The sequence below is a fragment of the Christiangramia pacifica genome (assembly GCF_057221535.1).
This window is the reverse complement of sequence record NZ_CM170146.1, coordinates 1,226,097-1,252,504: the sequence shown is the minus strand read 5'-3', so window position 1 is coordinate 1,252,504 and position 26,408 is coordinate 1,226,097. Positions and strand designations below refer to the sequence as shown.

General features: G+C 37.9%; 25 protein-coding genes. 18 read left to right on the top strand and 7 right to left on the bottom strand.

Annotation, left to right across the window (positions count from 1 at the left end; translation table 11 throughout):
- Positions 1–27 precede the first annotated feature (27 nt).
- Positions 28–390: a toxin-antitoxin system YwqK family antitoxin gene (locus AC2S94_RS05855; protein ID WP_484630575.1), complete on the bottom strand. Its 363-nt coding sequence runs from the start codon at positions 388–390 to the stop codon at positions 28–30.
- Between the two features lie 230 nt (positions 391–620).
- Here AC2S94_RS05855 and aspS point away from each other — a divergent pair, with 230 nt between their 5' ends.
- The 4 genes from aspS (at position 621) to AC2S94_RS05835 (ending at position 4,766) form a co-directional block, all read left to right on the top strand.
- On the top strand, positions 621–2,369 hold the full coding sequence (aspS, locus tag AC2S94_RS05850) for an aspartate--tRNA ligase (RefSeq protein WP_484630574.1): 1,749 nt from the start codon (positions 621–623) through the stop codon (positions 2,367–2,369).
- A gap of 57 nt (positions 2,370–2,426) precedes the next feature.
- Positions 2,427–4,217, top strand: coding sequence for a chloride channel protein (locus tag AC2S94_RS05845; RefSeq protein WP_484630573.1), 1,791 nt, complete (start codon positions 2,427–2,429; stop codon positions 4,215–4,217).
- Between the two features lie 22 nt (positions 4,218–4,239).
- A complete protein-coding gene (locus tag AC2S94_RS05840) occupies positions 4,240–4,479 on the top strand; it encodes a hypothetical protein (protein ID WP_484630572.1) in 240 nt (79 codons plus the stop codon).
- A gap of 92 nt (positions 4,480–4,571) precedes the next feature.
- On the top strand, positions 4,572–4,766 hold the full coding sequence (locus tag AC2S94_RS05835; protein ID WP_072553653.1) for a cold-shock protein: 195 nt from the start codon (positions 4,572–4,574) through the stop codon (positions 4,764–4,766).
- A 56-nt stretch (positions 4,767–4,822) separates the two neighbouring features.
- Here AC2S94_RS05835 and AC2S94_RS05830 read toward each other — a convergent pair whose 3' ends face one another.
- Positions 4,823–5,782, bottom strand: a complete 960-nt coding sequence (locus tag AC2S94_RS05830) for an NAD-dependent epimerase/dehydratase family protein (protein ID WP_484630571.1) — start codon at positions 5,780–5,782, stop codon at positions 4,823–4,825.
- Between the two features lie 155 nt (positions 5,783–5,937).
- On the opposite strand from AC2S94_RS05830, the gene AC2S94_RS05825 reads away from it, so the two are divergent.
- From AC2S94_RS05825 to AC2S94_RS05805, 5 genes are all read left to right on the top strand, one after another.
- Positions 5,938–6,495: a hypothetical protein gene (locus AC2S94_RS05825; RefSeq protein ID WP_484630570.1), complete on the top strand. Its 558-nt coding sequence runs from the start codon at positions 5,938–5,940 to the stop codon at positions 6,493–6,495.
- 41 nt (positions 6,496–6,536) lie between these two features.
- Positions 6,537–7,067 (top strand): nuclear transport factor 2 family protein, encoded by a 531-nt coding sequence (locus tag AC2S94_RS05820; protein ID WP_484630569.1) that lies wholly within the window; start codon positions 6,537–6,539, stop codon positions 7,065–7,067.
- Between the two features lie 143 nt (positions 7,068–7,210).
- Entirely contained in the window at positions 7,211–9,283 is a 2,073-nt protein-coding gene (locus AC2S94_RS05815; RefSeq protein ID WP_484630568.1) for a M13 family metallopeptidase, read from the top strand.
- 208 nt (positions 9,284–9,491) lie between these two features.
- Complete coding sequence (locus tag AC2S94_RS05810; protein ID WP_484630567.1) at positions 9,492–11,642, top strand: prolyl oligopeptidase family serine peptidase; 2,151 nt, start codon at positions 9,492–9,494, stop codon at positions 11,640–11,642.
- Between the two features lie 63 nt (positions 11,643–11,705).
- Positions 11,706–12,176 (top strand): hypothetical protein, encoded by a 471-nt coding sequence (locus tag AC2S94_RS05805; protein WP_484630566.1) that lies wholly within the window; start codon positions 11,706–11,708, stop codon positions 12,174–12,176.
- Here AC2S94_RS05805 and AC2S94_RS05800 read toward each other — a convergent pair.
- Both AC2S94_RS05800 and AC2S94_RS05795 read right to left on the bottom strand, forming a co-directional pair.
- Positions 12,167–12,526 carry a YraN family protein gene (locus AC2S94_RS05800; RefSeq protein WP_484630565.1) on the bottom strand — a complete coding sequence of 120 codons (360 nt, stop codon included), beginning with the start codon at positions 12,524–12,526 and terminating at the stop codon, positions 12,167–12,169. The two genes, AC2S94_RS05805 and AC2S94_RS05800, sit on opposite strands and share 10 nt — an antisense overlap.
- 10 nt (positions 12,527–12,536) lie before the next feature.
- Complete coding sequence (locus AC2S94_RS05795; protein ID WP_484630564.1) at positions 12,537–13,118, bottom strand: hypothetical protein; 582 nt, start codon at positions 13,116–13,118, stop codon at positions 12,537–12,539.
- A gap of 123 nt (positions 13,119–13,241) precedes the next feature.
- Here AC2S94_RS05795 and metG point away from each other — a divergent pair, with 123 nt between their 5' ends.
- The 3 genes from metG (at position 13,242) to AC2S94_RS05780 (ending at position 19,192) form a co-directional block, all read left to right on the top strand.
- Positions 13,242–15,317 (top strand): methionine--tRNA ligase, encoded by a 2,076-nt coding sequence (metG, locus tag AC2S94_RS05790; protein ID WP_484630563.1) that lies wholly within the window; start codon positions 13,242–13,244, stop codon positions 15,315–15,317.
- A 39-nt stretch (positions 15,318–15,356) separates the two neighbouring features.
- A complete protein-coding gene (locus tag AC2S94_RS05785) occupies positions 15,357–16,259 on the top strand; it encodes a histone deacetylase family protein (protein WP_484630562.1) in 903 nt (300 codons plus the stop codon).
- Positions 16,260–16,414: 155 nt separating this feature from the next.
- Positions 16,415–19,192 carry a M16 family metallopeptidase gene (locus tag AC2S94_RS05780; protein WP_484630561.1) on the top strand — a complete coding sequence of 926 codons (2,778 nt, stop codon included), beginning with the start codon at positions 16,415–16,417 and terminating at the stop codon, positions 19,190–19,192.
- Between the two features lie 46 nt (positions 19,193–19,238).
- Here the strand turns inward: AC2S94_RS05780 and AC2S94_RS05775 are convergent, their stop codons facing one another.
- Positions 19,239–19,571, bottom strand: coding sequence for a single-stranded DNA-binding protein (locus AC2S94_RS05775; protein WP_484630560.1), 333 nt, complete (start codon positions 19,569–19,571; stop codon positions 19,239–19,241).
- Positions 19,572–19,779: 208 nt separating this feature from the next.
- On the opposite strand from AC2S94_RS05775, the gene AC2S94_RS05770 reads away from it, so the two are divergent.
- From AC2S94_RS05770 to AC2S94_RS05755, 4 genes are all read left to right on the top strand, one after another.
- Positions 19,780–20,292, top strand: coding sequence for a hypothetical protein (locus AC2S94_RS05770; protein ID WP_484630559.1), 513 nt, complete (start codon positions 19,780–19,782; stop codon positions 20,290–20,292).
- 407 nt (positions 20,293–20,699) lie between these two features.
- A complete protein-coding gene (locus AC2S94_RS05765) occupies positions 20,700–21,179 on the top strand; it encodes a hypothetical protein (protein ID WP_484630558.1) in 480 nt (159 codons plus the stop codon).
- Positions 21,180–21,245: 66 nt separating this feature from the next.
- The gene (locus AC2S94_RS05760; protein WP_484630557.1) at positions 21,246–21,593 is read left to right on the top strand and encodes a hypothetical protein; all 348 of its coding nucleotides are present in this window, start codon (positions 21,246–21,248) and stop codon (positions 21,591–21,593) included.
- A 46-nt stretch (positions 21,594–21,639) separates the two neighbouring features.
- On the top strand, positions 21,640–22,068 hold the full coding sequence (locus AC2S94_RS05755; RefSeq protein ID WP_484630556.1) for a DUF4174 domain-containing protein: 429 nt from the start codon (positions 21,640–21,642) through the stop codon (positions 22,066–22,068).
- Here the strand turns inward: AC2S94_RS05755 and AC2S94_RS05750 are convergent.
- Positions 22,065–22,532: a CBS domain-containing protein gene (locus tag AC2S94_RS05750; RefSeq protein WP_484630555.1), complete on the bottom strand. Its 468-nt coding sequence runs from the start codon at positions 22,530–22,532 to the stop codon at positions 22,065–22,067. The two genes, AC2S94_RS05755 and AC2S94_RS05750, sit on opposite strands and share 4 nt — an antisense overlap.
- A 123-nt stretch (positions 22,533–22,655) precedes the next feature.
- Here AC2S94_RS05750 and AC2S94_RS05745 point away from each other — a divergent pair, with 123 nt between their 5' ends.
- A complete protein-coding gene (locus AC2S94_RS05745) occupies positions 22,656–24,977 on the top strand; it encodes a M20/M25/M40 family metallo-hydrolase (RefSeq protein ID WP_484630554.1) in 2,322 nt (773 codons plus the stop codon).
- Between the two features lies 1 nt (position 24,978).
- Positions 24,979–25,785, top strand: coding sequence for an NAD(P)H-binding protein (locus AC2S94_RS05740; RefSeq protein ID WP_484630553.1), 807 nt, complete (start codon positions 24,979–24,981; stop codon positions 25,783–25,785).
- On the opposite strand, the gene AC2S94_RS05735 is transcribed toward AC2S94_RS05740, so the two are convergent.
- On the bottom strand, positions 25,786–26,343 hold the full coding sequence (locus tag AC2S94_RS05735) for a hypothetical protein (RefSeq protein WP_484630552.1): 558 nt from the start codon (positions 26,341–26,343) through the stop codon (positions 25,786–25,788).
- Positions 26,344–26,408 lie beyond the last annotated feature (65 nt).

The window sequence follows — 26,408 nt, the reverse complement described above, 5'->3', positions numbered from 1 at the left end:
CTTTTTTTATAATTTTATACTCTCTGCTTAGTTGTTAACCAGAGAACTTTCGCTTTTCCAGCTATTAACTGAGGCAATTACGCTATTTTGATAGTCCACTTCTGTAAGTTTATTTTCAGTCCAAAAAAACCATTTTCCGTCTTTCTCACCATCCTTGTAATTCGCGATGGCTGTCTTTTCACCATCTTGGTTGTAAGAAATCCATTCTCCGTGGAGTCTGCCGTCCTTGTACGTACCTTCCTGTCTAATACTTCCATCTTCATAATAAAACGTTCCTTTAATTAGATCTCCCTGCTTTTCAAATGCAGGTTTAGGGTCTTTATCTTGTGCCATCGCAACTCCTCCTACTAGGAAAACAGTTGCCATAAGTATATTTTTTATAGTCTTCATAGCTCCTTTTCTATTAACATTAATATTACAAATATAATCAAAGTTTACAAATAAGCAATAATTACGTAACATTAAGTTAACATTGGAGCTTATATAGCCTTTAAATCAAATAGTTAGTGTATCAATATTCGGTAACATTGAAATAATATTGCATAATTTTTCGGCATTAATGGTTCAGTAAAAGTGTTTAACTTCTTACTTTTGTGCCCATTCTAAATTTGAAGGATAAAATGTATAGAAGTCATACCTGCGGTGAATTAAACGCACAACAAATAGGTAATAAAGTAACTCTCTCCGGATGGGTTCAGAAAGTTAGAAATAAAGGGTTTATGATATGGGTTGATTTGCGCGATCGCTATGGATTGACTCAGTTGATATTTGATGAGGAACGTTCTTCAAAAGAGTTAATGGATAAGGCCGGAAGCCTGGCGAGAGAATTTGTTATTCAGGTTGAAGGAACCGTTATCGAGCGGGAGTCTAAAAATCCTAATATCGCTACGGGAGAAATTGAAGTTCTGGTAGAAAATTTCAATATTCTAAATTCTTCCAAAACTCCACCTTTTACTATTGAAGATGAAACTGATGGTGGTGAAGACCTTCGAATGAAATACCGTTACCTGGATATCAGAAGAAATCCGGTGAAGAATAAACTCATGTTTCGCCACCAGGTGGGCATGAAAGTTAGAAATTATCTTTCCAACGAAGGATTTATCGAAATAGAAACACCTTACTTAATAAAATCTACGCCGGAAGGAGCTCGTGATTTTGTGGTGCCAAGCCGAATGAATGAAGGTCAGTTTTACGCTCTTCCGCAATCACCTCAAACTTTCAAACAATTATTGATGGTTGGTGGAATGGATAAATATTTCCAGATCGTAAAATGTTTTAGAGATGAAGATCTAAGGGCCGACCGTCAGCCGGAATTCACACAAATAGACTGTGAATTGGCATTTGTAGACCAGGAAGATATTCTGAATATTTTCGAAGGCTTGACCAGGCATTTGTTGAAAGAGATCAAAGGAGTGGAAGTTGCTGAATTTCCTCGAATGACGTATGCTGAAGCGATGAAAAAATATGGTAATGATAAACCGGATATTCGCTTCGGGATGGAATTTGCCGAATTAGATGACCTGGCTAAAAATAAAGGTTTCAATGTATTCGATCAGCAGGAATTGGTGGTTGGAATTGCGGTTCCCGGAGCGGCAAGCTACACCAGAAAAGAGATCGATAATCTTATTTCCTGGGTTAAAAGGCCTCAGGTTGGTGCTAACGGACTGGTTTGGGCGAAATATAATGATGACGGAACTTTAAAATCTTCAGTAGACAAATTTTATTCTCAGGAAGATCTTAAAGCCTGGGCAGAATCAACCGGGGCAAAACCTGGAGATCTTATCCTCGTTATGGCTGGAGACGCTGCGAAAACGAGGACTCAGCTTAGTGCTTTGAGAATGCATCTTGGTAATGAACTTGGATTAAGAAAAGCTGATGAATTTGCTCCATTATGGGTAGTTGATTTCCCTCTTTTGGAATGGGATGAAGAGACTGAAAGATTCCACGCTATGCATCATCCATTTACATCTCCTAAAAAGGAAGATTTTGCGCTTCTGGAAACGGAACCTGGAAAAGTTCGAGCAAATGCTTATGACCTTGTTCTCAACGGAAACGAAATTGGAGGTGGTTCAATTAGAATTCATGACAAGGAAACACAATCTCAAATGTTCAAATATCTTGGGTTTACTCCTGAAGAAGCAAAAGAGCAATTCGGATTTTTAATGGACGCATTTCAATATGGAGCTCCGCCACATGGTGGAATTGCTTTTGGATTTGACAGACTTGTGGCAATCCTTGGAGGCCAGGAAAGCATCAGGGATTTTATTGCTTTCCCTAAAAATAATGCTGGACGTGATGTAATGATAGACGCTCCGGCTAAACTTGATGAAGACCAACTTAAAGAATTACATCTTCAACTGAAATTATAAGAAAAACATCCCGCGTATTGCGGGATTTTTTATATTCACAGGCCTAATTATTGGAGAGTGACGAAATTCAGAAATTCATTATTGCATAAATTTTTGAACTGGAAATCCAGGCACCTTACGCATCGTCAATTTTTAATGATCCTGAGTGCGGTAATTGGTTTTGTAGCCGGGATTTTTGCTGTAGTTATCAAGAACCTCACGCACTTAATTCAGTCCTTACTGGAAGGGGAGTTTGTGGCAAATTATCATGATGCCTTTTATTTCATATTTCCGGTCATTGGTTTACTGATCGTTTATCTCATCATAAAATTTGTTCTTAGAAAAAAAGTGGGTCATGGAATTCCCACCACCCTATATGCTATTTCCAGGCAAAAAGGGATCATGAAAAGATTCCAGATGTACGCCTCATTAATAACCGCCCCAATTACTGTAGGTTTTGGAGGTTCAGTAGGATTGGAGGGACCAACGGTTGCCACAGGAGCATCTTTGGGTTCGAACATTTCCAGGATATTCCTGATGAACCAAGCTTCAAGAACTTTGCTAATTGGTTGTGCCGCGGCCGGAGCAATGTCATCTATTTTCAAGGCACCTATTGCAGCTATCATTTTTGCTATTGAGGTATTCAGCCTGGATCTAACCCTTGCCTCCCTTTTACCATTGCTTATAGCTTCAGTTTCAGCGATCCTTACCTCCTATTTCTTCTTCGGAAGTGAAATTATTTTACCATTTAAACTTGAGGATGCCTTTACCATTTCTGAAGTGCCTTATTACATTCTTCTGGGTATTCTTGCTTCGGTATTTTCAGTATATTTTTCGAAGATCTATTTCGGTTCCACTAAGCTTTTAGCGAAAATATCATCCCCTTTTGTCCGCCTGATTATAGCCGGACTGGGACTGGGAATTTTGATCTACTTCATTCCGCCTCTATACGGGGAAGGCTATAATGTGATAAATAACTTGCTTCAGGAAAACTATTTACAGGCTTTGGGAACAAATCTTTTCAACGCCTATCTCGAAAATATCTGGGTGGTAATTTTCCTGCTGGCTGGTTTGGTGATTTTTAAGATCATCGCCTCTGCCCTGACCTTTAGTGCTGGTGGAGTTGGTGGTATCTTTGCACCGGTAATGTTTATGGGAAGTGCCATGGGACACTGTTTCGCCCTAATCATAAATAATCTTGGGATTTTTAAACACCAGATCTCTGTGAGTAATTTTACGCTGGTAGGAATGGCTGGTTTAATGGCGGGAGTATTACATGCCCCACTCACGGCAATTTTCTTAATTGCTGAGCTTACCCACGGTTATGAACTTTTCATTCCGCTTATGATCACAGCTGCAATTTCATTTTTGATCACCACCAAATTTGAACCTCATTCCGTCTACACGATGGAATTAGCGCAAAGAGGCGATCTTCTTACCCATGATAAAGATCAGACCGTATTAACGCTTATGAATATTTCTCAGGTTGTAGAGAAAAACTTTATTCCGCTGGAAATAGACATGAATCTTGGTGATGTGATTCACCAGGGCGTGGTTAAATCCTCCAGGAATATTTTTCCGGTTATCGATGAAGATCGTAAATTCATGGGGATCATCTTATTAGATGACATCAGGTCTATCATGTTCAATGAGAAATTGTACGAAGAGGTAAAAGTTCAGGATATTATGCAACAGGCTCCTGAAACCATCGATATCGAAAATGACCGGATGAAAGTGATCATGAAGAAATTTCAGGATAGTAAAGCCTGGAATTTACCGGTGGTGGAAAAAGGAAAATATGTTGGTTTTATATCAAAATCAAAACTCCTTACTGCCTATAGACAGAAATTAATTGAAGTAACAGTTTAAAAGACTAAAAAGAAATTTAGAAATGAAAGTTTTCATGAAGATTCTGGGAATAGCAATTTTAATAGCTATAGGCGTTGGGTTCTATTTCAGGTTAACTGATAGAATTTTAACCGGAGACAGAATCATTGGAATATCGGTTCTTGTAAGTGCATTTATATTGATGCCTATTTTTTTAATTGTTCGCTGGAGAGGGAAAAAATTAAAGGATTACACTCTGTCTGAGGAGAATATGAAAAAAATGCGAGACAAAGGAATTGACTAAACTCTCACAAAAAAAATCATAAAAAAAACTGATTTTCAGCCTATTCTAAGAATTTATCCATTATGTTTGTGCTTTATTAATTATTATTTTTTATGCAAGGCACAGTAAAATTTTTTAATGAATCTAAAGGTTATGGATTCATTACTAACGACGACACCAAAAGAGACATTTTCGTACACATCACTGGTTTAAACGGTGAAACTATCCAGGAAGGTGATAGAGTTGAGTACGAAGAAACAGAAGGAAGAAAAGGAGTGAACGCTACAGAAGTACGCGTGATCGAATAATATATTTTTTCTGATTACAGAGTAAAAAAGCCGCTTTTTAGCGGCTTTTCTTATTTCTAATTTTGAGTTTTAAGGCTTTCTTCAACACCATTTAACATGGTTTCCGTAAGCTTTTCAAGATCAAATTCATGCTTCCAGCCCCAATCTTCTCTAGCTTTTGAATCATCGATGCTTGATGGCCAGGATTCAGCGATATTTTGTCTGAAATCGGGCTCATAGGTGATTTCGAAATCTACCATATGTTTTTGTATTTCCTCCGCTAATATCTTTGGTGTGAAGGTCATTGCCGCCAGATTGTAAGAAGATCTTACTTTGATCTTTTCCGCCGGAGCTTCCATAATATCAACGGTAGCTTTGATCGCATCATCCATGTACATCATAGGCAACGCTGCATCTTCAGCAAGAAAACTTGTATAAGATGAGTTTTTTAATGCTTGGTGGAAAATCTCTATTGCATAATCTGTTGTACCACCACCCGGTAAAGTTTTATAAGATATAATTCCTGGATATCTGATACTTCTTACATCTACTCCAAATTTACGATGGTAATATTCACACCATCTTTCACCGGTTTGCTTACTTATACCGTAAACTGTAGTCGGTTCCATAACGGTTATTTGAGGGGTGTCGTCTTTTGGAGTGGTTGGACCGAAAACTGCGATGCTGGAAGGCCAGAAAACTTTATCAATAATACCTTCCTTGGCAATATTTAAAATATGGAACAAGGAATCCATGTTTAGATCCCAGGCTTTCATTGGCGCTTTTTCAGCAGTAGCACTAAGCATGGCAGCCATCAGGTAAACTTCTTTTACCTCGTAATCTGCGATCACTTTTCTTATGTGAGCCTCATCTGTAGCATTAAGTATCTCAAAAGGCCCAGATTGCATTAACTCTCCTGCTCCTTCCCTGATATCACTGGCGACCACCTGATCGTTACCATGATTTTCTCTTAACTTCAAGGTTAGCTCAGTACCAATTTGTCCGCAGGCACCAATAATTAAAATCCTTCCGGCCATAAATTAAATTTTTTGCAAATATATTTATTTATACAGAGGAATCAGTAATCTTAGTATTTTCTTGACGTTCTTTATTAAGAATCCTTCAATGGGTTTTTATTCTGAATATATCCCGCAAATATTGAATAACTTTGTCATACTTTGAATTTCCCAATATGTATAAACTGATTTATTTTTTATTCATAATTAGTATTATTTCCTGTAAATCTGATCAGGAAGGGCAGGCTTCCATGGAGCAAGAGAAGGATACTACCGCTTTTCAGAAAAAACTGAAAATAGAAGAAGGCCGATTCAACCTGGAACCGGAAGCTAGAAAATTTGCCCTGAACTGGGTTGAATATATCACTGCCCAAAATGAGATCAGGAAATTAGAAAATTCAAGCATAAATGAAGTAAAGAATAACGCGCCTCTTATAGCGCAGATCATGGAATCTCTTAAAAATTCAATTCCGGATAGTTTAAATTCTGTCGCGGTTGAATCCAGGCTGAATGTGGTGAATACCAAAGCGCAGTTGTTGAAACAATATTCTGGGAAACAGGAGCCGGATGCTGAAGATATTGCTAAAACCACGAAAGAACTACATGATGAATTCACTAATTTAAAACTTCAGATGAATGAAATTTTCCTGAAGTCGCTGGAAGATTTTGAAAAAGAACTTGATGAATTTGAAAAGTTAGAAAGGGAACAGGATTCAATTTCAGAAGATTATTAACCTATCGCTAAAAGTTGTAACTTTTAGAAAACATTCGACCAATGAAAAAATCTCTATTCTTCACAATCATATTTACGACCCTATTTGCTTATAACAATCTTAATGCCCAGGTAAAAAAAACCGAAGAAAACATTAGCGCCGTAAAACGCCAGATCAATAAAACCATAGGAGAATGGCATAAAGCCGCATCTGCTGCCAATTTCGAAGATTATTTTAACCTGATGACAGAAGACGCGGTATTTATAGGAACAGATGCCACAGAAAACTGGACGCTTCCGGAATTCAAGAAATTTTCCAAACCCTATTTTGACTCCGGTAAAGCCTGGAGTTTTTCAACCCTGCAACGTAATTTATACGTGCATGAAAATACTCGCGTGGCCTGGTTCGATGAATTGCTGGATACTCAAATGGGGATTTGCCGTGGCTCCGGCGTTTTGATGAAAGAAAATGGCAAATGGAAAATTCACCATTATGTTCTATCCATCGCGGTTCCCAATGAAAATGTGAAGGAACTAACTGAAATGAAAGAAAACTTCGACAAAAAACTCATTAAGAAGCTAAAAAGGAATTAAAAAACATCAAAATCGAACTGATTACTGATTTTGTTAGATTTTGAATCGCAATAACTTAAGACCAAAGATCCGCTGAGAAATCCTTTGAATTTTTAGCGGATTTTTTACTTTAGCGGGCGTATTTACAATTATCAATTAAAACAATGAAAAAAATAAACAGATTTCTTCTTTTATCCTTAGTTGGAGCTGGACTTTTTACAGCCTGTAACGACGACGATAAAAAAGTGGAAGAAAAAGATGAAGAGATCCATGGAATCAATCTTGCTTACATGGATACTACTACTACCCCAAATGAAGACTTTTTCCGTTATGTAAATGGTGCATGGCTGGATAGTACTGAAATTCCTAACGATCGTACAAGATGGGGAAGTTTTGATGAACTTCGCCAGAGAACCGATGAAGATGCTTTAGCTCTTTTGAACAAAACTGCGGAAAGCGACAGTCTTGATGGATCTACAGATTCAGGAAAAGCGGTTTATCTTTATAAAAGCATTATGGATACCGTAGCCAGAAACGAGCAGGGAGTTGAACCTGTAAAACCTTACCTGGCTAAGATCGATTCAATTCAGTCTAAGGAAGATCTTCAGGATTTTCTTGTGGAGATGAGCGAATATGGAAGCGCAGGATTCTTCTCTTTTGGCGTTGGAGCCGATAGTAAGAATTCAGATATGAACGCTGCTTATTTAAGCCCTTCAGGTCTTGGACTTCCAGAAAGAGATTACTATTTATTGAACGATTCAGATTCTAAAGATAAAAGAGAGAAATACAAGGCGTATATAACTGATATGCTTCAGTATATTGACTATTCTGAAGAAGAAGCTTCAGAAGCAGCCAAAACTATTCTTGCTTTTGAAACTGAACTAGCAGAACCAAGATTGGATAAGGTAGAGCGTCGTGATGCCAGAAAAACTTATAATCCAATGACGGTTGCCGAAATTCAGAAAATGACTCCGGCATTTCAATGGAGTGAATATTTTGAAGATATTGGAGCTAAAGACCTTGATACAGTTATTGTTTCTCAGCCAAAATACATGAAGGCTCTACAAAGTCTAATCGCTGAAAATTCAGTAGACGAATGGAAAACTTACCTTAAATGGAACCTGTTCAATGATGCTGCTTCTACTTTGACTACAGATTTGGAAAGAGAATCATGGGAGTTTTATAGCAAAACTTTAAGAGGGGCTAAAGAACAAAGACCAAGAAACGAAAGAGCTTTGGCTTCAATTAATGGAGTTCTTGGTGAAGCGCTTGGAAAATTATATGTAGCTGAACATTTCCCTCCGGCAGCTAAAGAATCTGCTAAGGAGATGGTAGATAACATTCTGAAAGCTTACGAAACCCGTATCAATAACCTTAGCTGGATGAGCGAGGACACTAAGAAAAAAGCGCTGGAGAAATTAAGCACTTTCAATGTGAAGATTGGTTATCCTGATGAGTGGAGAGATTATAGCGAACTAGAAATTGTGAGCCCAGCTGATGGTGGTTCTTACTTTCAGAATATGCTGAACGCTCAAAAATGGAGAGTTGCAGAGAATATGGCAGATCTTGGTCAGCCGGTAAATAAGGACGAATGGTTCATGTCTCCGCAAACAGTAAATGCATATTACAATCCTCGTTACAATGAGATCGTTTTTCCGGCGGCTATCCTACAACCTCCATTCTATGATTACAAGGCTGATGCTGCTGTAAACTATGGTGGTATTGGAGCTGTGATTGGTCACGAGATCTCTCATGGATTTGATGATAGTGGAGCTCGTTTTGATGCAGAAGGAAACCTGAATAACTGGTGGACAGATAAAGATCTTGAGCAGTTTGAAGGTTTAGGAAACGACCTTGCTGAGCAATACAGTGCTATTGAAGTTATGGATAGTGTTTTCATCGATGGTAAATTCACCCTTGGAGAAAACATTGGTGACCTTGGTGGTGTGAACGCAGCTTATGACGGACTTCAACTTCACTTGAAGGAGAACGGAAACCCTGGAAAGATCGACGGTTATTCACCAGAACAACGTTTCTTCCTTTCATGGGCAACTGTTTGGAGAACAAAAATGCGTGACGAAGCTTTAAGAAACAGAATTAAAACTGATTCGCATTCTCCAGGAATGTACAGAGCTTATGTGCCTCTGCAAAATATCGATGCATGGTATGATGCATTTGCGATAAAAGAAGGTGATAAAATGTATGTAAAGCCAGAAGACAGAGTTAGAATCTGGTAATTTCAGGCATAAATAATTCTTAAAAGACCGGTTTAAAACCGGTCTTTTTTTGCTTTAAACTGAAATCTTACCAACCTGAATTATAATCCTAACAGTGATAAATTTTACCTGAACATGATAGAGCTATGTAAGATTTTATTAGTTTTGTGAAAATTTTAAGATTTTTTTGAGCTTAGAAATGCTCCCAAATTCAAGTTTTAGTACCGAAATGAAATACTTCGCCACCTTATTCCTGGTTTTTACCTCCTTTACTATTTTTTCTCAAAAAGCTTACGACTATCCCGAAGCGCCTAAGGATTCCACCACTAACGTTTATTTTGATGATATGGTTGCAACTCCATATCAATGGATGGAAGATTCTAATAATTCAGATTTAAAGTCTTGGTTAGAGGAACAGGCAAAAATTACTAAAAAGCAATCCAGCAGACAAACTAATTTCTGGAGTCTCAGGGGACAGGTTGCTGCTATGTATAGGATACAAAGAGAAAATACCAGAGATTATGTTGAAGTGGAGTCTAAAAAAGACAAATTCGAAACTAAGGAAGAATGGAATCCCTATACAAGATCATTAGATTTCTTTTACAAGCTGGAAACACAGAATAACTGGAAAAAACTCATTAAAGGTGACGAACTAACTGAAAATAAAAACGACCATGTTCTCTATAGGCACCACAGCATTAATGAAGAAGAGAATTTAATAGCTCTAGCCGTATCGCTAAATGGAAGTGACTGGGCCACAGGATATGTTTTTGACCTTACCACGGGAAATAAATTTCCTTTTACCTTAGAGAATATTAGAACAGGTTCCAATTTCGAATGGCACGGACGTGATCTTTATTATAAAGATTATAATGCGCCACAAATAGGCAGAGAGCATTTAGATAAAGCCACGGGACAGGAGCTTAAAAAGCTTTCATTAACAAAACCTGACGCTAAACCGGAATTGGTTTACAAGAATCCTGATACTACCGGAACGAATGGATTTAGCTTCGATATTTTGAATGAAAAGTTACGTTTGTATCATCCGGTAAATTCACGAGGTAAATGGTTTAGATCTATTTCCATCGCTGATCTAACGCAGGAAAGTTTCTTTCCAAGAAGATTTATAGTGTATCCAACAGACGATAAACAGGAGTTGAAAATAGTTTACACAAAGAATGATTCCATCTTTTTAAGAACAAATATTGGAGCTCCCAACGGTAAAGTCTTATTGGCTAATATCAATACTCCAAACAAACTAACCGAATTCATTCCAGAATACGACTTAGGACTACAATATGTAAATAAACTTGGTAAAAATAAACTAGCCTGTATTTACAGAAAAGAAGGGCAGAACTTTGCACTGATATTTGATATGCAAGGTGAGTTACTTCGTAAGTTTGATTTCCCAAAAGGTAAAAGGCTGAGTCATTTTTATGAAACATCTGATGAAGCAGAATACACAGATTTTAGTATCAACTCTTTTTATCATCCAAGAACCTGGTATCAATTAAATTTAAAAACCCTGGAATTCATTCCGGCGGAAACTGTGATCGTACCCTTTGGTGTGGAAAATTTAGAAACCAGATATGTGACCTATAAATCAAAGGATGGCACTGAAGTAGACATGTATATCACCTGTGATAAGAATACCGTTTTGGATGGCACAAATCCCGTTCTGATGTATGGTTATGGTGGATACGGGAACACGGTAGAGCCATTTTTCGAAAAAACTACAGGACTTTTACTTGCTCATGGCGGAATTCTGGCTGTACCTAACGTAAGAGGAGGTGGTGGAAAAGGTACTCAATGGGCATTGGCAGGAAGAAAACTCAATAAACAAAAAGCTATTGATGATTTCATTGCCGCAGGTGAATATCTTATCGATAATAACTATACCAGTCCGGAAAAACTTGTGATCACTGGAGCTTCCCACGGAGGTTTATTAGTTGAATCATCTGCTATACAACGTCCGGAGCTTTTTAAAGCCGTGATAGCTGAGGCTGGTCCTTACGACATGCTTAGGTTTAGTAAATTCACCGTAGGTGGTATGAGCAGTAATCTTAATGAGTTTGGTAGCCCGGATAATCCTGAGGATTACAAAAATTTAAGATCATATTCTCCACTTCACAATATTGAAGATGGCAAACTTTACCCAAATACCTTACTTATAACTGGAGATACAGATGATCGAGTTCCACCATTGCACACCTATAAATTTCTGGCAAAACTTCAGGAGAAGGCAGATCCTAAAGGTTTATATCATATGTACGTAACGCCAGGATCGGGTCATGGAGGGGCGCTTTCTCAGGAAGATTGGGAGGCTAAAACCTTATACGAATATTACTTCATGTTTGAACAACTTGGAATAAAGATCTAAACAGATCAGCATAATTTCATTTGAAATAATTGCTTATTTTTCAGGGTCTTAAAAGTCTGAAAAATGAAATTGCAATTCCTTATCGTATTCCTGTCTGCATTTTTAACAAGTGCAGATTTTTCTTCTGAAGAGAACTTAATTTCAATTCAGGATGAAAATTTTGAATGGCTTTTGGGGAATTGGATAAGACTCAATGATGAAAATGATATAATTACTACGGAAAGCTGGGAAAAATCTTCAAATGGAATATATACAGGCAGAGGCCTGGCTATGAAAAATAATGACACAGTATTTAGGGAAGATCTTAGAATTTTAAAGAAGAACGGTAATTGGATCTATGAAGTCACTGGTGTGAATGCCGATACTACTAATTTTATCATAGCTTCAGTTTCTTACAGTTCATTTACCGCGGTAAATCCTAAAAATCCCTTTCCGAAAAAAATAAATTATCACCTTGAAAATGGAAGGCTTATCGCTGAGATCTCGGATGATGACAAAAGAATAGTTTTCGAGTTTAAAAACGATCAGAAATAAAGAAAAGCATCCTGAATATGCTCGATCTTGGTTCCGGCTTTATTGTTAATGATGGCGATAATATCGAAACGAACATCTACTTCTAAACCGGAATTTTCCACATAGAAATTCATAGCTTTTACCAGCTGCTGAATTTGTTTTGGTTTTACAAAATCCTGTGGATTCCCAAATTCCGGTGTGCTTCTGGTTTTAACCTCAGCCGCAATCAGGAGATTACCTCTTTTGGCGATGATATCTATTTCAGCTTTTTGGTAGCGGTAATTTTGTTCTAGGATCTCGTATTCCTTTAACCTAAGATATTCAATGGCCAGCTTCTCCCCTTTTTTCCCAAGTTCGTTATGCTCTGCCATGCTTCATTCTTTATATCGAGTAGTTGATCATTATAGATCCAACTTTTAGATCTAGCGCTTCAATCTCTTCAGGAGTCGCTTTTATGATCTTATCCCCGTAAAATTTATTTCCCGGTTTATTTCCTGGTTCCAGGAAAACACGAACTCCACTTTTCTCCAGTTTTCCACCGTTATAATCCACAGCTCCACTGTAATCCCAACCGAAACCATAAAAGGATACTTTCTTACCATTCAGCTCGTTTAACTCAGAATACATGGTTCCAATGTCGATTCCGGTTTCAGATTTCCATTTACCATTTCCTGTGTAACGAATATCCTGAATTTCAGTTCGGTTCTTATCCTGCCAGGTGATATGCAATTCATTTTCAGTTCCAGGGTATAAAATTGAAAATGCTCTTTCTTCAGTTCCTTCTTCAAACATATCTGTTCCTTCCTCAATATTCGCATCCGGATAATTTCTCTCAATATCCTGCGCATTCATTTTTCCAAGATTTTCCACAGTATACTTGGCGTTAGCTGAAGAAGTTCCTTTTTTTGCACTATTACAAGCCACGATTAAAAGTAAGCTTAGAACTATAAGAATTTTGCGCATTTCGATTTGATTTTGGGTAAAAGTAGAAAGTTATTCTTCACAGCTTTGGCCTTTTACAAGAATTTAACGCGTAATCGAACGCCTTTGCTTAACTTTACGGCTCTTTAAAAAGGACTTAGAATAATGAACAAAAATCCTCAGAGATTTACGATTACAGCGGCCTTACCTTATACAAACGGGCCTATTCATATTGGACATTTAGCCGGCGTTTATGTTCCGGCAGATATTTATTCCCGTTTTCTTCGAATGCAGGGGCACGATGTTGCCTTTGTTTGTGGTAGTGATGAACATGGTGTTCCAATTACCATTAAAGCGAAAAAAGAAGGAGTAACTCCGCAGGATGTAGTTGATAAATACAACGGGATCATTAAAAAGTCTTTTGAAGATTTTGGGGTAAGTTTTGATAATTACTCACGTACTTCTGGAAGAACACATCATGAGACAGCTTCGGCATTCTTTAAAAAAATGTATGACGACGGAAAATTCATTGAAGAGTCTACCGAGCAATTATACGATGAAGAAGCAGGCCAGTTTCTGGCAGATAGATTTGTTACCGGAACCTGCCCTAAATGTGGAAATGAGGAAGCTTATGGAGATCAATGCGAGAGCTGTGGAACTTCTCTGAACGCAACAGACCTTATCAATCCTAAATCGGCGATCACCGGTGCTGTTCCAACTTTAAAAGAAACGCGTCACTGGTTTTTACCTCTTGATCGATATGAGGATTTCTTGAAAGAATGGATCCTGAAAGGTCATAAAGCCGACTGGAAATCGAATGTTTACGGACAGGTGAAATCATGGATTGATGATGGACTTCGTGCACGTGCGGTAACCCGTGATCTCGACTGGGGAATTCCTGTTCCTGTTGAAGGTGGGGACGGTAAAGTGCTTTATGTATGGTTCGACGCTCCTATCGGTTACATTTCTTCTACCAAAGAATGGGCAAAAAGAGAAGGAAAAGATTGGGAGCCTTACTGGAAAGATGAAAACACCAAACTGGTTCATTTCATAGGAAAAGATAATATCGTTTTTCACTGTATCATTTTCCCGGTAATGCTGAAAGCTCATGGAGATTATATACTTCCTGAAAATGTGCCTGCCAACGAATTCCTGAATTTGGAAGGTAAAAAACTTTCTACCTCCAAGAATTGGGCAGTTTGGCTGCATGAATACCTTGAAGATTTCCCGGGACAGCAGGATGTCTTGAGATATGTCTTAACGGCAAATGCTCCGGAAACTAAAGACAATGATTTTACCTGGAAAGATTTTCAGGCAAGAAACAATAATGAACTGGTAGCCATCTTCGGTAACTTCATAAACCGTGTGGTGGTGCTTACTAACAAATATTACAACGGAATTGTTCCTGAACCAGGAGCCTATTCTGAAGTTGATGAAAGAACTATAGCTGAACTTAAAGCTTATCCATCTGTGATCGCAAGTTCTATTGAAAGATACAGGTTTAGAGAAGCTCAGGCAGAGTTAATGAATCTTGCAAGACTTGGTAACAAATATCTTGCAGACGAAGAGCCATGGAAACTGGTGAAAACTGATGAGGAGCGTACAAAAACGATTATGTACGTGGCCCTTCAGATCGCTTCTGCACTGTCTATCATTAGTGAACCGTTTCTGCCATTTACCTCAGCGAAATTGAAGAAAATGCTGAATCATGTGGATGAAAATTCAGATAATACGCCAGATTGGGATATTATCGGGACTAAAGAAGCTCTGCTTCCTTCAGGTCACCAGATTGGGAAAGCAGAATTACTTTTCAGCAAGATCGAAGATGAACAAATGGAGAAACAACTGGAAAAATTAGAAGCTACCAAAACTGCGAATGCTATGGAAGATCAAAAAGCAGAGCCTCAGAAAGAGATCGCTACATTTGAAGATTTCACCAAAATGGATCTTCGCGTAGGAACCATTATTGAAGCTGAAAAAATGCCGAAAACAAAAAAACTTATGGTTCTTAAAGTAGATACAGGAATAGACAAAAGAACCGTAGTTTCAGGCATCGCAGAGCATTTTAAAGCTGAAGATATAATCGGGAAAAAAGTCACCGTACTGGTAAATCTTGCTCCTAGAAAATTACGCGGAGTGGAAAGTGAAGGAATGATCTTAATGACCGAAAATTCCGAAGGAAAACTGGTTTTTGTAAACCCTGATGAAGATGGCGTTAAAAGTGGAACTACTATAAATTAATATTTCAAGCCTCACCATTGTGAGGCTTTTTTTATCTCCATGCTCAAGATCGCCTTTCATCCTATCTACAAACATCCACTGCCGGAAGGACATCGCTTCCCAATGGAAAAGTATGATCTGCTGCCAAAACAATTGCTGCATGAAGGCACCTGCGAAGAAGCGAATTTCTTTGAACCCGATTTTCCTGAAAAAGAAGCCATCCTCGCGGTTCATAGTGAGGATTATTTTAATCGGCTTTTGAAATTAGAGTTATCAAAAAAAGAGGTCAGAGTTTCAGGTTTTCCACTTTCCCAGGAACTGGTAGACAGGGAACAGATCATTGCTGATGGAACCATCAAAGCTTGCGATTTTGCTCTGGAAAATGGAATAGCCATGAATATCGCCGGGGGAACACATCATGCATTTACAGATAGGGCTGAAGCTTTTTGTCTTTTGAACGACCAGGCAATTGGAGCGCGATATCTTCAGAAAACAGGTAAAGCTGAAAAAATACTAATTGTAGACCTTGACGTGCACCAGGGAAATGGAACCGCCGAGATCTTTAAAAATGATGATTCTGTTTTTACATTTTCTATGCACGGTAAAGGAAATTATCCTTTCAGAAAAGAGAATTCAGATCTGGACATTGAGCTACCCGATGGAACAAAAGACGAAGAGTATCTAAAAAGACTAAAATCGACGCTCCCGGAACTTATTGAGAAAACCAATCCGGATTTTATTTTTTATCTCTGTGGCGTCGATATTCTCGAGACCGATAAGCTCGGACGTCTCTCCTGCTCTATTAATGGTTGCAAAGAACGTGACCGCTTTGTTCTACAAACCTGTCATGATTTTGAAATTCCTGTTGAATGCAGTATGGGTGGAGGATACTCGAAAGAGATCAAGCATATTATCGAAGCTCACGCAAATACTTACCGACTTGCCCAGAAGATCTATTTTTAGATTGATTGGGTTGTAATACTACAGTTTCAGAGATCACAGAATTTACTTCAAAATTTCATCTGAAGGTTGCAAATAGCTCTTTTCTAAGATTTTAATTTCTATATTTAAGAGCCCTACTCAACATTTTAATCAAAAATTCAAATCAATTATCAATTATGAGAAGACTAATCTTGATTGCCTTCCTATGTATTATAGGATCATCACAGGCACAAAATTTTAAGGCAGACGATATCAATATCGATTACGAACGCTTCGTTCTGCCCAACGGTTTAACTTTACTGGTTCACGAAGACCATAAAGCACCCATCGTTGCAGTAAACGTTTGGTATCACGTTGGTTCCAAAAATGAAAAACCTGGAAAAAGTGGGTTTGCCCATTTATTTGAACACCTAATGTTCAATGGAAGCGAAAATTTCAAAGATGATTATTTCCAGGCCATTGAAAGGATTGGTGGAACTGATGTAAATGGAACTACAAATTCCGACCGAACTAACTATTTTCAAAATGTACCGGTAGCCGCTTTAGACCAGGTTCTTTTCCTGGAATCAGACCGAATGGGGCATTTTAAAGGTGTGATTAGCCAGGAACTGCTTGATGAACAACGTGGAGTGGTTCAGAATGAAAAGCGGCAGGGAGAAAATCAGCCTTATGGCCAGCAATGGAATTATCTTACCAAAGCCATGTATCCAAAGGGACATCCATATTCATGGACCGTAATTGGGGAAATGGAAGATCTTAATGCTGCTTCTATAGACGATGTAAAAGAGTGGTTTGAATCTTATTATGGTCCGAACAACGCGGTGATAGCTATCGCAGGTGATATCACGCCTGAGGAAGCTCATGAAAAAGTTCTTAAGTATTTTGGAGATATCCCTGCAGGGCCAACGATTGAAAGACAGGAAAGAAATATTCCAGAACACCCATCCGATACTTACCAGGTTTATCAAGATAGAATTTCGGAAAGCAGAGTACTTTATGCATGGAATTCGCCTGAATTCGGTTCAGAAGAAGACCTTTATTTTGATCTGATTTCGGCTATATTGAGTAGCGGAAAGAATTCCAGACTTTACAAAAATCTGGTTTACGACAATCAGATTGCAAGCTATGCGCAGGCTTACCAGGCATCTTCAGAGATCGCCAGTTTGTTCGTGGCTCAGGCAAATGTAAAGCCAGGCGCTGACCTTGAAAAGGTAAAGAGCGAAATGCTTTCTGAGATCAATAAATTTATTGAGGAAGGTCCAACAGAGGCTGAGCTAAAACGGGTAAAAGCTGAATATTTCGCGAATTTCATCAAAGGAATGGAGCGTATTGGTGGTTTTGGAGGAGTTTCAGATATACTTGCTTCAAACGAAACTTATCATGGAGATGCAGACTACTACAAGCAGAAACTTGATTATATAGAAAATGCTACCATTCAGGATTTGCAGGCTACCGCCAAAAAGTGGCTGACCAAAGGAAAGCATACGCTTATTGCAAAACCATTTCCTGAATATTCTATCACTGAATCCTCTGTAGATAGATCGAGTTTACCAAAAGTTGGTGAAGCAAAACCTTCAAAATTCCCAGACGTTGAGCGTTCTACCTTAAAGAACGGAATGGAGATCGTCCTTGCTAAACGTGAAGGAGTACCAACGATCGTGATGGACGTAATGTTTGATGCAGGTTATAAATCAGATTATCTTTCCAGCCCGGGAACAGCCTCCTTGGCGATGAACCTTTTGGATGAAGGAACTGAGAATTTAAATTCTCTTGAAATTAGCGAGCAACTGCAATTATTAGGAGCAGATCTATTTACTTATTCTGATATGGATTTCTCTACAGTTAGCTTAAGAACATTGAAACCAAGTCTGGAAGCAAGTATAGAGCTGTTCTCAGATGTGCTATTAAATCCATCATTCCCGCAAAAAGAATTTGACAGGCTTAAAACGGAACAGTTAAATGGTATTAAAAGAGAAAAATCTCAGCCATTTACCATGGCCATGCGAGTGATGAATAAATATCTGTATGGAGAAGATCACCCTTACAGCATTCCGCAAACCGGTTCCGGATATGAGGATACCGTTGAAAAACTAACGAGAGAAGATGTGGTAGATTTCTATGACACCTGGATAAAACCAAACAATGCAACTTTAGTAGTTACAGGTGATATAGAAATGGCTGAATTAAAATCATACCTGGAAAAATCTTTAGGAAAATGGAAAAAAGGCGATGTGCCTCAGGTAACTTTTAACAAACCAAAAACGAACACTAAGAACACCTTGTATTTGATGGACAGACCTGAATCACAACAATCTGTAATCATCGCCGGACATTTAACTGGAAAATACGGGGAGCAGCCAGAATATGCTGTGGAGCAAATGGTAAATATCCTTGGAGGAGAATTCACCTCGAGGATCAATATGAATTTAAGAGAAGACAAGCACTGGGCTTATGGCGCAGGTGGATTTGTCATGGGAACAAAAGAAGAAAGACCATTCCTAGTTTATGCTCCTGTACAAACCGACAAATCTGCGGAGTCTGTAACCGAACTTAAAAAAGAAATCACAGAGTTTGTCACTTCCAGACCAGCAACTGCTGAAGAAGTGGAGAAGGTTAAAACTAACCAGGTTCTCGCACTTCCAGGACAGTGGGAAACCAATGCTTCTGTAAATAATTCACTTAAAAATATTGTGAAGTATGACCTGCCAGATGATTACTATAAGACTTATGATGCGAGTATTCGCAACCTGAGCGCTGCAGATATTCAAAAGGTAAGTAAGGAAATGGTAGATCCGGATAAAGTGAACTGGTTCATTATTGGAGACCGTGCAAAGATAGCTTCAAAACTCGATGAGCTGGATTTCGATGAGATCATTGAGATCGATGTAAACGGCGACCCGATCAAGCCTAAAACCATCGAGAAAGATAAAATGAAAGAACAGATGGACAACTAAAAAAAGAAACCCCGCTCAAAAGCGGGGTTTTTAATTTTTCTTATTTTTATTTTCCGAGTAGTAAGATCTCGTTGCATACCACTTCAGTAATATATCGCTTAACCCCTTCTTTGTCTTCGTAGCTTCGACTGGTTAACTTACCTTCGATACCTATTTCCTTCCCTTTTGGAACATAATTCTCTACAAGTTCTGCGGTTTTACCCCAGGCGACAATATTATGCCATTGCGTATCGGTAATTTTTTCTCCCTTGGAATTTTTATAGCTCTCATTCGTGGCTACTGAAAATTTAGCCAGTTTTTTACCTGATTCAAGATTAACGATCTCCGGATCATTCCCTACATGACCAATTAATTGTACTGTGTTTCTTAAAGTGCTCATAACTATAGAATTTATTGCAGCTGAAAATCATTCGTTCATTTCAACGAGACAAAGATGTACCAAGTGCTATGCTTTATTCGTCTGGAAAGTATTTGTATCTGTTTACTTTCGTTTGTAAACGTTTGTAAATGGTTAATCGATAATTTGAGAATTTCAGTTAGCTTTTATTTCAGAAGCTTCTATATTTTTATGCTTTTTATAAAACTATATGAACAATAAAAAGATCAGTAATAAATTCAGAGTATATCACCGCTATCTGGGATTTTTCCTCGCCGGTATCATGGCGATGTATGCTATCAGCGGAATCGTCCTGATTTTTAGAAGCACCGATGCTTTTAAAATTGAAAAAACAGTGGAAAAAGAAATTGCCGGTGACCTGAATGAAGAGGAATTAGGAAAAACCCTGCGGATAAGGGATTTCAAAATCGAGCGCAGTGAGGGTAATAAAGTTTACTTTGAACAGGGTGTTTTAGACAGGTCTACTGGAATTGCGACTTATAAGGTTAAAGAGCTGCCGGTTATTCTTGAAAGTTTTACCAAATTACATAAAGCCAATACGAATAAACCCCTATTTTTCTTAAATATAATTTTCGGACTTTGCCTGTTATTTTTTGTGATCTCGGCTTTCTGGATGTTCATGCCGTCCACAAAGATTTTCAGAAAAGGAATTTTTTTTACGATTGGCGGCATCATTCTGACCTTAATTTTGTTATTGGTTTAGTTAAGCATCTAAAAAGCATACTATTCCAATCCTCTAAGCACGATTTTAATATAAATCGCATTTGAAATAAGAAGATGATGGTAAACGAGGTTATTAAATGATTTGGATGTCGATCGGTTTTGCAATCTGGTTACGGCATCCATAAGAATATCGATCGGTTTTTCAAGAAGGCTTGCAATATTCTGGCAGTAGAATTTTTTTCAGATATATTAATAATTACCATGATTAATATGAATGCTAAAAAAGGTAAGCTTACCAAAATTTCTGCTGTCTTTAAACTTTACAGGAGACTTTCAAAGCAACCTTTTTACTAAATATACATCTAAATATTAACACCGACATTTTCCGGTAATATTTCGATCGGCTAAAATACCGTCTAGATAATTATAAATTATAAATAGCTTCCTATGAAAACTATCAGTAAGATCATCTTATTAATCGCCGTAATTTTCATTCAGTCCTGTAGCGACGATGATGACAATCAGGACTGCTCTACAGTTTTATGTGCCCAACCGGTGGCTATTCTCGATTTTCAGATAGTGGATATAGAAACGGGCGAACAACTTTTAGGAACAATGCTTTCCGCAGAAGATATTGAGATTACCAATACTGCTTCAGATACGGAACCTGATTTTATGTTCTTCTCAGAAGATGATATTAACTTTTTTAGAATCTTCATTTCTGAAAATAGCGATTACTTGATTAGTCATAATGATGAAGAAATTTTCAGTCTTTCTGTTGAAGCTGAAAGAATAGAGGAAGGTTGCTGCGACGAAACTATAATTACAGAATTGACTATCGAAGGGGCTGAATTTGAACGTAACAATGAAAATGGATTTTACCTCATCAAAAAAAGAAGTTCAGATTTTAACTCGGCATCAGAATAGTAAAAGTAAGATCTAGCTGAAATTGGCTGATTTTAAATGACTTGTTTTTTTTAGCTATATTCCGATATGGAAAAATCCTGTCTGGAATGTGGAGAAAAAATTGTGGGACGCACAGATAAAAAGTTTTGCAGTGACTACTGTAGAAACTCTTACCATAACCATGCGAACAAAGACTCCAGCAAGCTTATTCGAAATACCAATAATCTGCTTCGTAAGAATTATCGAATTTTGCAGGAACTCAATCCTAATGAAAAAACTTCCGTTTCCAGAACTAAATTACTGGCCAAGGGGTTCAATTTCGAATTCTTTACTAGTATCTACACTACTAAAACGGGAAACCAGTATTTCTTTGTTTATGACCAGGGCTACCTGAAACTTGAAAATGATTTTTATGCATTAGTTAAAAGGAATTAATAATTCTTTGAGAATCATTCACGGCCTCAATGCTTAACTTAATGGCATGAAAACATATGTTATCTTCGGAATATTAATTTGCTTCTTTACTTCCATGAACTCTCAAAATATTAATGATTATCAATGGGAAAACCGGCTTGTGGTCGCTTTCACTCAAAATATGGAAAATGAAACTTTTCAGCGAGAGTTGGAAGTATTCAAAAAAAATAAGGACGCTTTTAAAGAAAGAAAACTAATACTAATCCAGTGCGTTCCTGGCAAGATCAAGGAAATTTTCCCTATAGAATCAGACTGGAAAAAATCTGATCTTTTTGAAAAAGAAAAAGAATCAAAAGAAGATTTTGAAATCGTGCTAATTGGCCTGGATGGCGGAATCAAATTGAGGCAAAACGAGGTCCTTCAAACTGAAAAATTGTTCAGTCTGATAGATTCTATGCCCATGCGACGAGCAGAAATGCGTCGCGATAAGAATTAATGGCTCCATGTGTGAGATCTAAGCCTTATCGCGGCTCTAAGCACATCTCGCTGACTTATCTGTCCTATTAATTTTCCATCTTCCACTATAGGAAAACGCCTGAAACGTAATTCGGTGAATTTCCGCGCGGCTTCAAGCACATTCATATTTCCGTCTATAGTTTCTACTTTGGTATTCATTCTTTTCCCAACCATTAGGTCGCTCATTGGCATATTATAATAACGGCTGTCTGAGATCTCCTTCATACAATCTCCTTCTGAAATTATCCCTAACAATTCCATTTTTTCATTAACGATACATCCCCCGGAAATTCCATGTTTGATGAGTTTTTCCATCACATCCATGATATTCTCATTTTCCCTGAAAGTCACCAGGTTTTCCGTCATATAATCCCTAACCGAGATCCTAGCTTCGGCAGGTTTTTCCGGGGCAGCTCGCTTACCCATAAAACTTTTGATTCCCATCTTATAAACTTTTGATTACTAATTACTTAAATATAACGATTTTTAGATTAGCATGCTCAGAAGTAAATTCCTTGCCTAATAATCAAAAACTTATTTAACTTTAAGATTTTTGAAACTTAATTCATGAACAACAGATTTTCTGGCTTAATCGCATTTCTTCTGATCATCGTTGCGGTTTGGCTGAGCTTTAATTTTGACCAGCCTGATTACAAACCTGATAGCTCTCACAACTTAACCGAATTTTCTACCGCCAGAGCATTTGAACATGTGGAAGAAATTGCCAGGTCTCCGCATTATGTTGGAAGCCCCGCGCATAGTAAAGTCAGAAATTATATCGTTGATCAGTTACAGGAAATGGGCCTAGAGGTCCAGACTCAGGAAGGTTATAATCTTAATAAGCATGGAGTTCTTGTAAAACCACAGAATATTCTGGCCCGGATAGATGGAACAGGTGATGGACAGGCCCTGGTGCTTATGACACATTATGATAGTGCCATGCATTCTTCTTATGGCGCCAGTGATGCTGGGAGTGGGGTTGCAACGATTCTAGAAGGAATCAGAGCTTTTCTTGAAAAAAATCCGGAACATAAAAATGACATTATTTTATTGTTTACCGATGGTGAAGAATTGGGTTTAAATGGAGCTAGCCTTTTTATAAAAGATCATCCGTGGGCGAAAGATGCAAAGCTGGCATTAAATTTTGAAGCACGTGGAAGCGGCGGCAATCCATTCATGCTTTTGGAAACAAATGGTAAAAACGCCCGTTTGATAGAAGCCTTTGAAGAAGCAGAAACCAATTATCCGGTTACAAATTCACTGGCTTACAGCATTTATAAGATGCTCCCAAATGATACAGACCTTACTGTATTGCGGGAACAGGGAAATATAAATGGTTATAATTTCGCATTTATAGATGATCATTTTGATTATCACACCGCCACAGATATACTGGCAAACCTGGATAAGGAAACTCTTGCTCACCAGGGAAGTTATCTCATGCCTTTGCTCAATTATTTCAGCAATACCGATCTTGACCAACTTTCCAGTGATCGCGATCTCATCTATTTTAGTTTGCCTTTTGGTGAATTTGTTAAGTATCCGTTTTTCTGGATTATGCCCATGCTTATTCTCGCCATTATCATCTTCCTGGTTTTGGTGATCTATGGAATTAGCAAAGCTCGGCTTGATTTTATAGCTATTCTGAAAGGTTTCATTCCTGTATTCTTGAGCCTGATTTTTTCAGGGTTACTGGTTTGGGCGTTCTGGCAATTCTGCCTTTTCGTTTATCCGGAATATTCTGAAATGGAGCATGGCTTTACTTATAACGGCTATACCTACATCGCCTTATCGATATTTCTCGCGCTTTCGGTTTGTTTTATGACCTATCATTTACTTCGGAAAAGTCTCCGAACTGCCTCCGTTTTTGTGGCTCCATTAAATATCTGGATCATCATTTGTGCTTTGGTTGCGGTTTATTTAAAGGGAGCAGCGTATTTTATAATTCCGGTCTATTTTGGACTCATCCAGCTTTTTGTGATGATAAGGCAGAAAAAACCAAACAGGATCTTGATGGTGCTCCTCTCCTGCCCGGCCATATTTATCTTATTGCCATTTATCTGGAGTCTGCCGGTAGCATTAGGATTAAAAATGTTATTTGTGACCGCTATTCTGGTTAGCCTGTTATTTCTACTATTTCTCCCGCTCTTCGGATACTTCAGAAGGCTTAAATCCTTTGCCGTTCTTTGCTTTCTCATATTTAATGTGCTTATATTCGTAGCACATTATCATTCAGATTTTAGTGCTGAAAGTCCAAAACCCGATAGTCTGGTTTATCTGCAGGATTTGGATGAAAATACCTCAACCTGGTATTCCTATGATCAAATGGTAGATGACTGGACGAAGGAATTTTTTGGAGAAGATCCTGAAGTGAGTTCACATATAGAATCCAATTTCAGCAGTAAATACGGAAGTAGTTTTACATTTAAAGCTCAAGCGCCGTTTATTGAAATCCCGGAACCGGGCATTAGTATTGAGAAAAAAGCCCAGGATAGTTTAGGTAATGAAAACTATTTATTAAAGATCGCTCCCAACCGAAAGATCAATAGAATGGAGATCTATGAAACAAAAGATGTAGACTTTAAAAGCTTTAAGGTAAACGGACTCGAAGCTGACGATGTTTATTTAGGTGAAAATGCTTTTCATATGTTTACCAGGCGCTGGAGAGAAAGGCTTTTAACCTATTATGCTTCGAACCAGGATACTTTAAGACTGGAATTCAGTATAGAAAAGGGAGATGTGCCAGAATTTGTTTTATATGAATCTGCTTACGACCTTATCGGCAATCAGGAACTAAAGGTAAAAGAACGTCCGGAAGGTATAATTCCGAGGCCATTTGTTTTAAATGATGCCACAATTTTAAAGAAAACAATAAGGATAAAAGATTAAAATGAAGATATCGATACTTGGATGCGGATGGTTAGGAATGGAACTTGGTAAAAGACTTCGGGATAAAAATCATGAAGTAAGAGGTTCTGTTACGAGGATGGAGAAAATGAGCGAATTGAGATCTGCCGGTGTAGTTCCTTATTCCATAAAGCTTTTTGAAAAAGGAATCCAGGGTGATATCAGGTCATTTTTATCTGGAACTGAAGTTCTTATTATCGATATTCCGCCAGGATTACGTAAAAATCCAGAGGCTAATTTTGTAAAAAAGATCAAGAAGCTTATTCCTTACATCGAAAAATCTTATTTGAAAAGGGTGATCTTTACAAGTTCGACTTCAGTTTATGAGGATACCGAGAATTTTCCTGTTTATAATGAAGATGCTGAAACGAATGATTCAGATAATATTGCGGTGCAACTTCGGAATGCTGAGTTACTTTTAATGAATAATGAAAATTTTAATACCTCAATTTTACGTTTTGGAGGACTCATTGGGGAGAACAGGCATCCTGTAAATCATTTATCAGGTAGAACAGGCGTGAAAAATCCGGAAGCCCCCATTAATCTCGTTCACCAGGAAGACTGTATTGCCGCGATCTTTAAATTACTGGATAAGGATAAGGATAATTCGGTTTGGAACCTGGTGTATCCAGATCATCCTACAAAAGAAAAATATTATTCCAGGATAGCTTCAGAAAGGGATTTGGCGGCACCAGAATTCGATCATTCCGAAGTTTCCAAAGGCAAAAAGATAAGCTCGAATAAGATTCAGAATGAACTTGGGTTTAAATTTTCAAAACCGCTGAATTGATCACTCTAACTTGAGCGAGAATTCTCCTGAAATATTTTTTGACTGAGACCTGTCATTGGCATTATAAAGCACCATATCAAAATTGCCGGTAATATTCTCTTCTCCTGCTGAAGTTATTTCAATAAAGCCGCTTTCTTCAATATCATAGTGCGAATGCCAGGAGATCCCGAAATGGAAAAAATTGCAATTATTTTTCCTAGTGGTTCCGGTCTCATATAAACCAACACCTTCGAATCTATCAATGCTCGCACCTATTCTTTGAAATTCCCTGGAATTATCATCTTTCAGGCTTCCCCAGATAATGAGGGAATGGTATTTTTCGCCGGACGAAGCAAATTTAGTAACTAGTTTAGCTCCAATATCAGATTCATCTTCATTTTTCCTGTCAGCTCCAAAAATGAGCTGCTTGCTTTCAATATTTATCAGGATATACTCCTCGAGATTTTCCGTATTTATTGAAGTAGGATTATTTAAAAATTCATCCTGAATAGTTTCATCTGAAGAATCGCATGAAATATAAATCAATGAGATTACGAGTAATTTGAAAAGAAAACGCATGATACCCTGAATTAAATTAATAAACGCAGGGTCTTAAGTATCAATAATTTAATACTTTAATGTCT

Coding starts and splice junctions, on each gene's coding strand:
- AC2S94_RS05855 (WP_484630575.1), bottom strand. CDS start 390: ATGAAGACTATAAAAAATATACTTATGGCAACTGTTTTCCTAGTAGGA.
- aspS (WP_484630574.1), top strand. CDS start 621: ATGTATAGAAGTCATACCTGCGGTGAATTAAACGCACAACAAATAGGT.
- AC2S94_RS05840 (WP_484630572.1), top strand. CDS start 4,240: ATGAAAGTTTTCATGAAGATTCTGGGAATAGCAATTTTAATAGCTATA.
- AC2S94_RS05835 (WP_072553653.1), top strand. CDS start 4,572: ATGCAAGGCACAGTAAAATTTTTTAATGAATCTAAAGGTTATGGATTC.
- AC2S94_RS05830 (WP_484630571.1), bottom strand. CDS start 5,782: ATGGCCGGAAGGATTTTAATTATTGGTGCCTGCGGACAAATTGGTACT.
- AC2S94_RS05825 (WP_484630570.1), top strand. CDS start 5,938: ATGTATAAACTGATTTATTTTTTATTCATAATTAGTATTATTTCCTGT.
- AC2S94_RS05820 (WP_484630569.1), top strand. CDS start 6,537: ATGAAAAAATCTCTATTCTTCACAATCATATTTACGACCCTATTTGCT.
- AC2S94_RS05815 (WP_484630568.1), top strand. CDS start 7,211: ATGAAAAAAATAAACAGATTTCTTCTTTTATCCTTAGTTGGAGCTGGA.
- AC2S94_RS05810 (WP_484630567.1), top strand. CDS start 9,492: ATGAAATACTTCGCCACCTTATTCCTGGTTTTTACCTCCTTTACTATT.
- AC2S94_RS05805 (WP_484630566.1), top strand. CDS start 11,706: ATGAAATTGCAATTCCTTATCGTATTCCTGTCTGCATTTTTAACAAGT.
- AC2S94_RS05800 (WP_484630565.1), bottom strand. CDS start 12,526: ATGGCAGAGCATAACGAACTTGGGAAAAAAGGGGAGAAGCTGGCCATT.
- AC2S94_RS05795 (WP_484630564.1), bottom strand. CDS start 13,118: ATGCGCAAAATTCTTATAGTTCTAAGCTTACTTTTAATCGTGGCTTGT.
- metG (WP_484630563.1), top strand. CDS start 13,242: ATGAACAAAAATCCTCAGAGATTTACGATTACAGCGGCCTTACCTTAT.
- AC2S94_RS05785 (WP_484630562.1), top strand. CDS start 15,357: ATGCTCAAGATCGCCTTTCATCCTATCTACAAACATCCACTGCCGGAA.
- AC2S94_RS05780 (WP_484630561.1), top strand. CDS start 16,415: ATGAGAAGACTAATCTTGATTGCCTTCCTATGTATTATAGGATCATCA.
- AC2S94_RS05775 (WP_484630560.1), bottom strand. CDS start 19,571: ATGAGCACTTTAAGAAACACAGTACAATTAATTGGTCATGTAGGGAAT.
- AC2S94_RS05770 (WP_484630559.1), top strand. CDS start 19,780: ATGAACAATAAAAAGATCAGTAATAAATTCAGAGTATATCACCGCTAT.
- AC2S94_RS05765 (WP_484630558.1), top strand. CDS start 20,700: ATGAAAACTATCAGTAAGATCATCTTATTAATCGCCGTAATTTTCATT.
- AC2S94_RS05760 (WP_484630557.1), top strand. CDS start 21,246: ATGGAAAAATCCTGTCTGGAATGTGGAGAAAAAATTGTGGGACGCACA.
- AC2S94_RS05755 (WP_484630556.1), top strand. CDS start 21,640: ATGAAAACATATGTTATCTTCGGAATATTAATTTGCTTCTTTACTTCC.
- AC2S94_RS05750 (WP_484630555.1), bottom strand. CDS start 22,532: ATGGGAATCAAAAGTTTTATGGGTAAGCGAGCTGCCCCGGAAAAACCT.
- AC2S94_RS05745 (WP_484630554.1), top strand. CDS start 22,656: ATGAACAACAGATTTTCTGGCTTAATCGCATTTCTTCTGATCATCGTT.
- AC2S94_RS05740 (WP_484630553.1), top strand. CDS start 24,979: ATGAAGATATCGATACTTGGATGCGGATGGTTAGGAATGGAACTTGGT.
- AC2S94_RS05735 (WP_484630552.1), bottom strand. CDS start 26,343: ATGCGTTTTCTTTTCAAATTACTCGTAATCTCATTGATTTATATTTCA.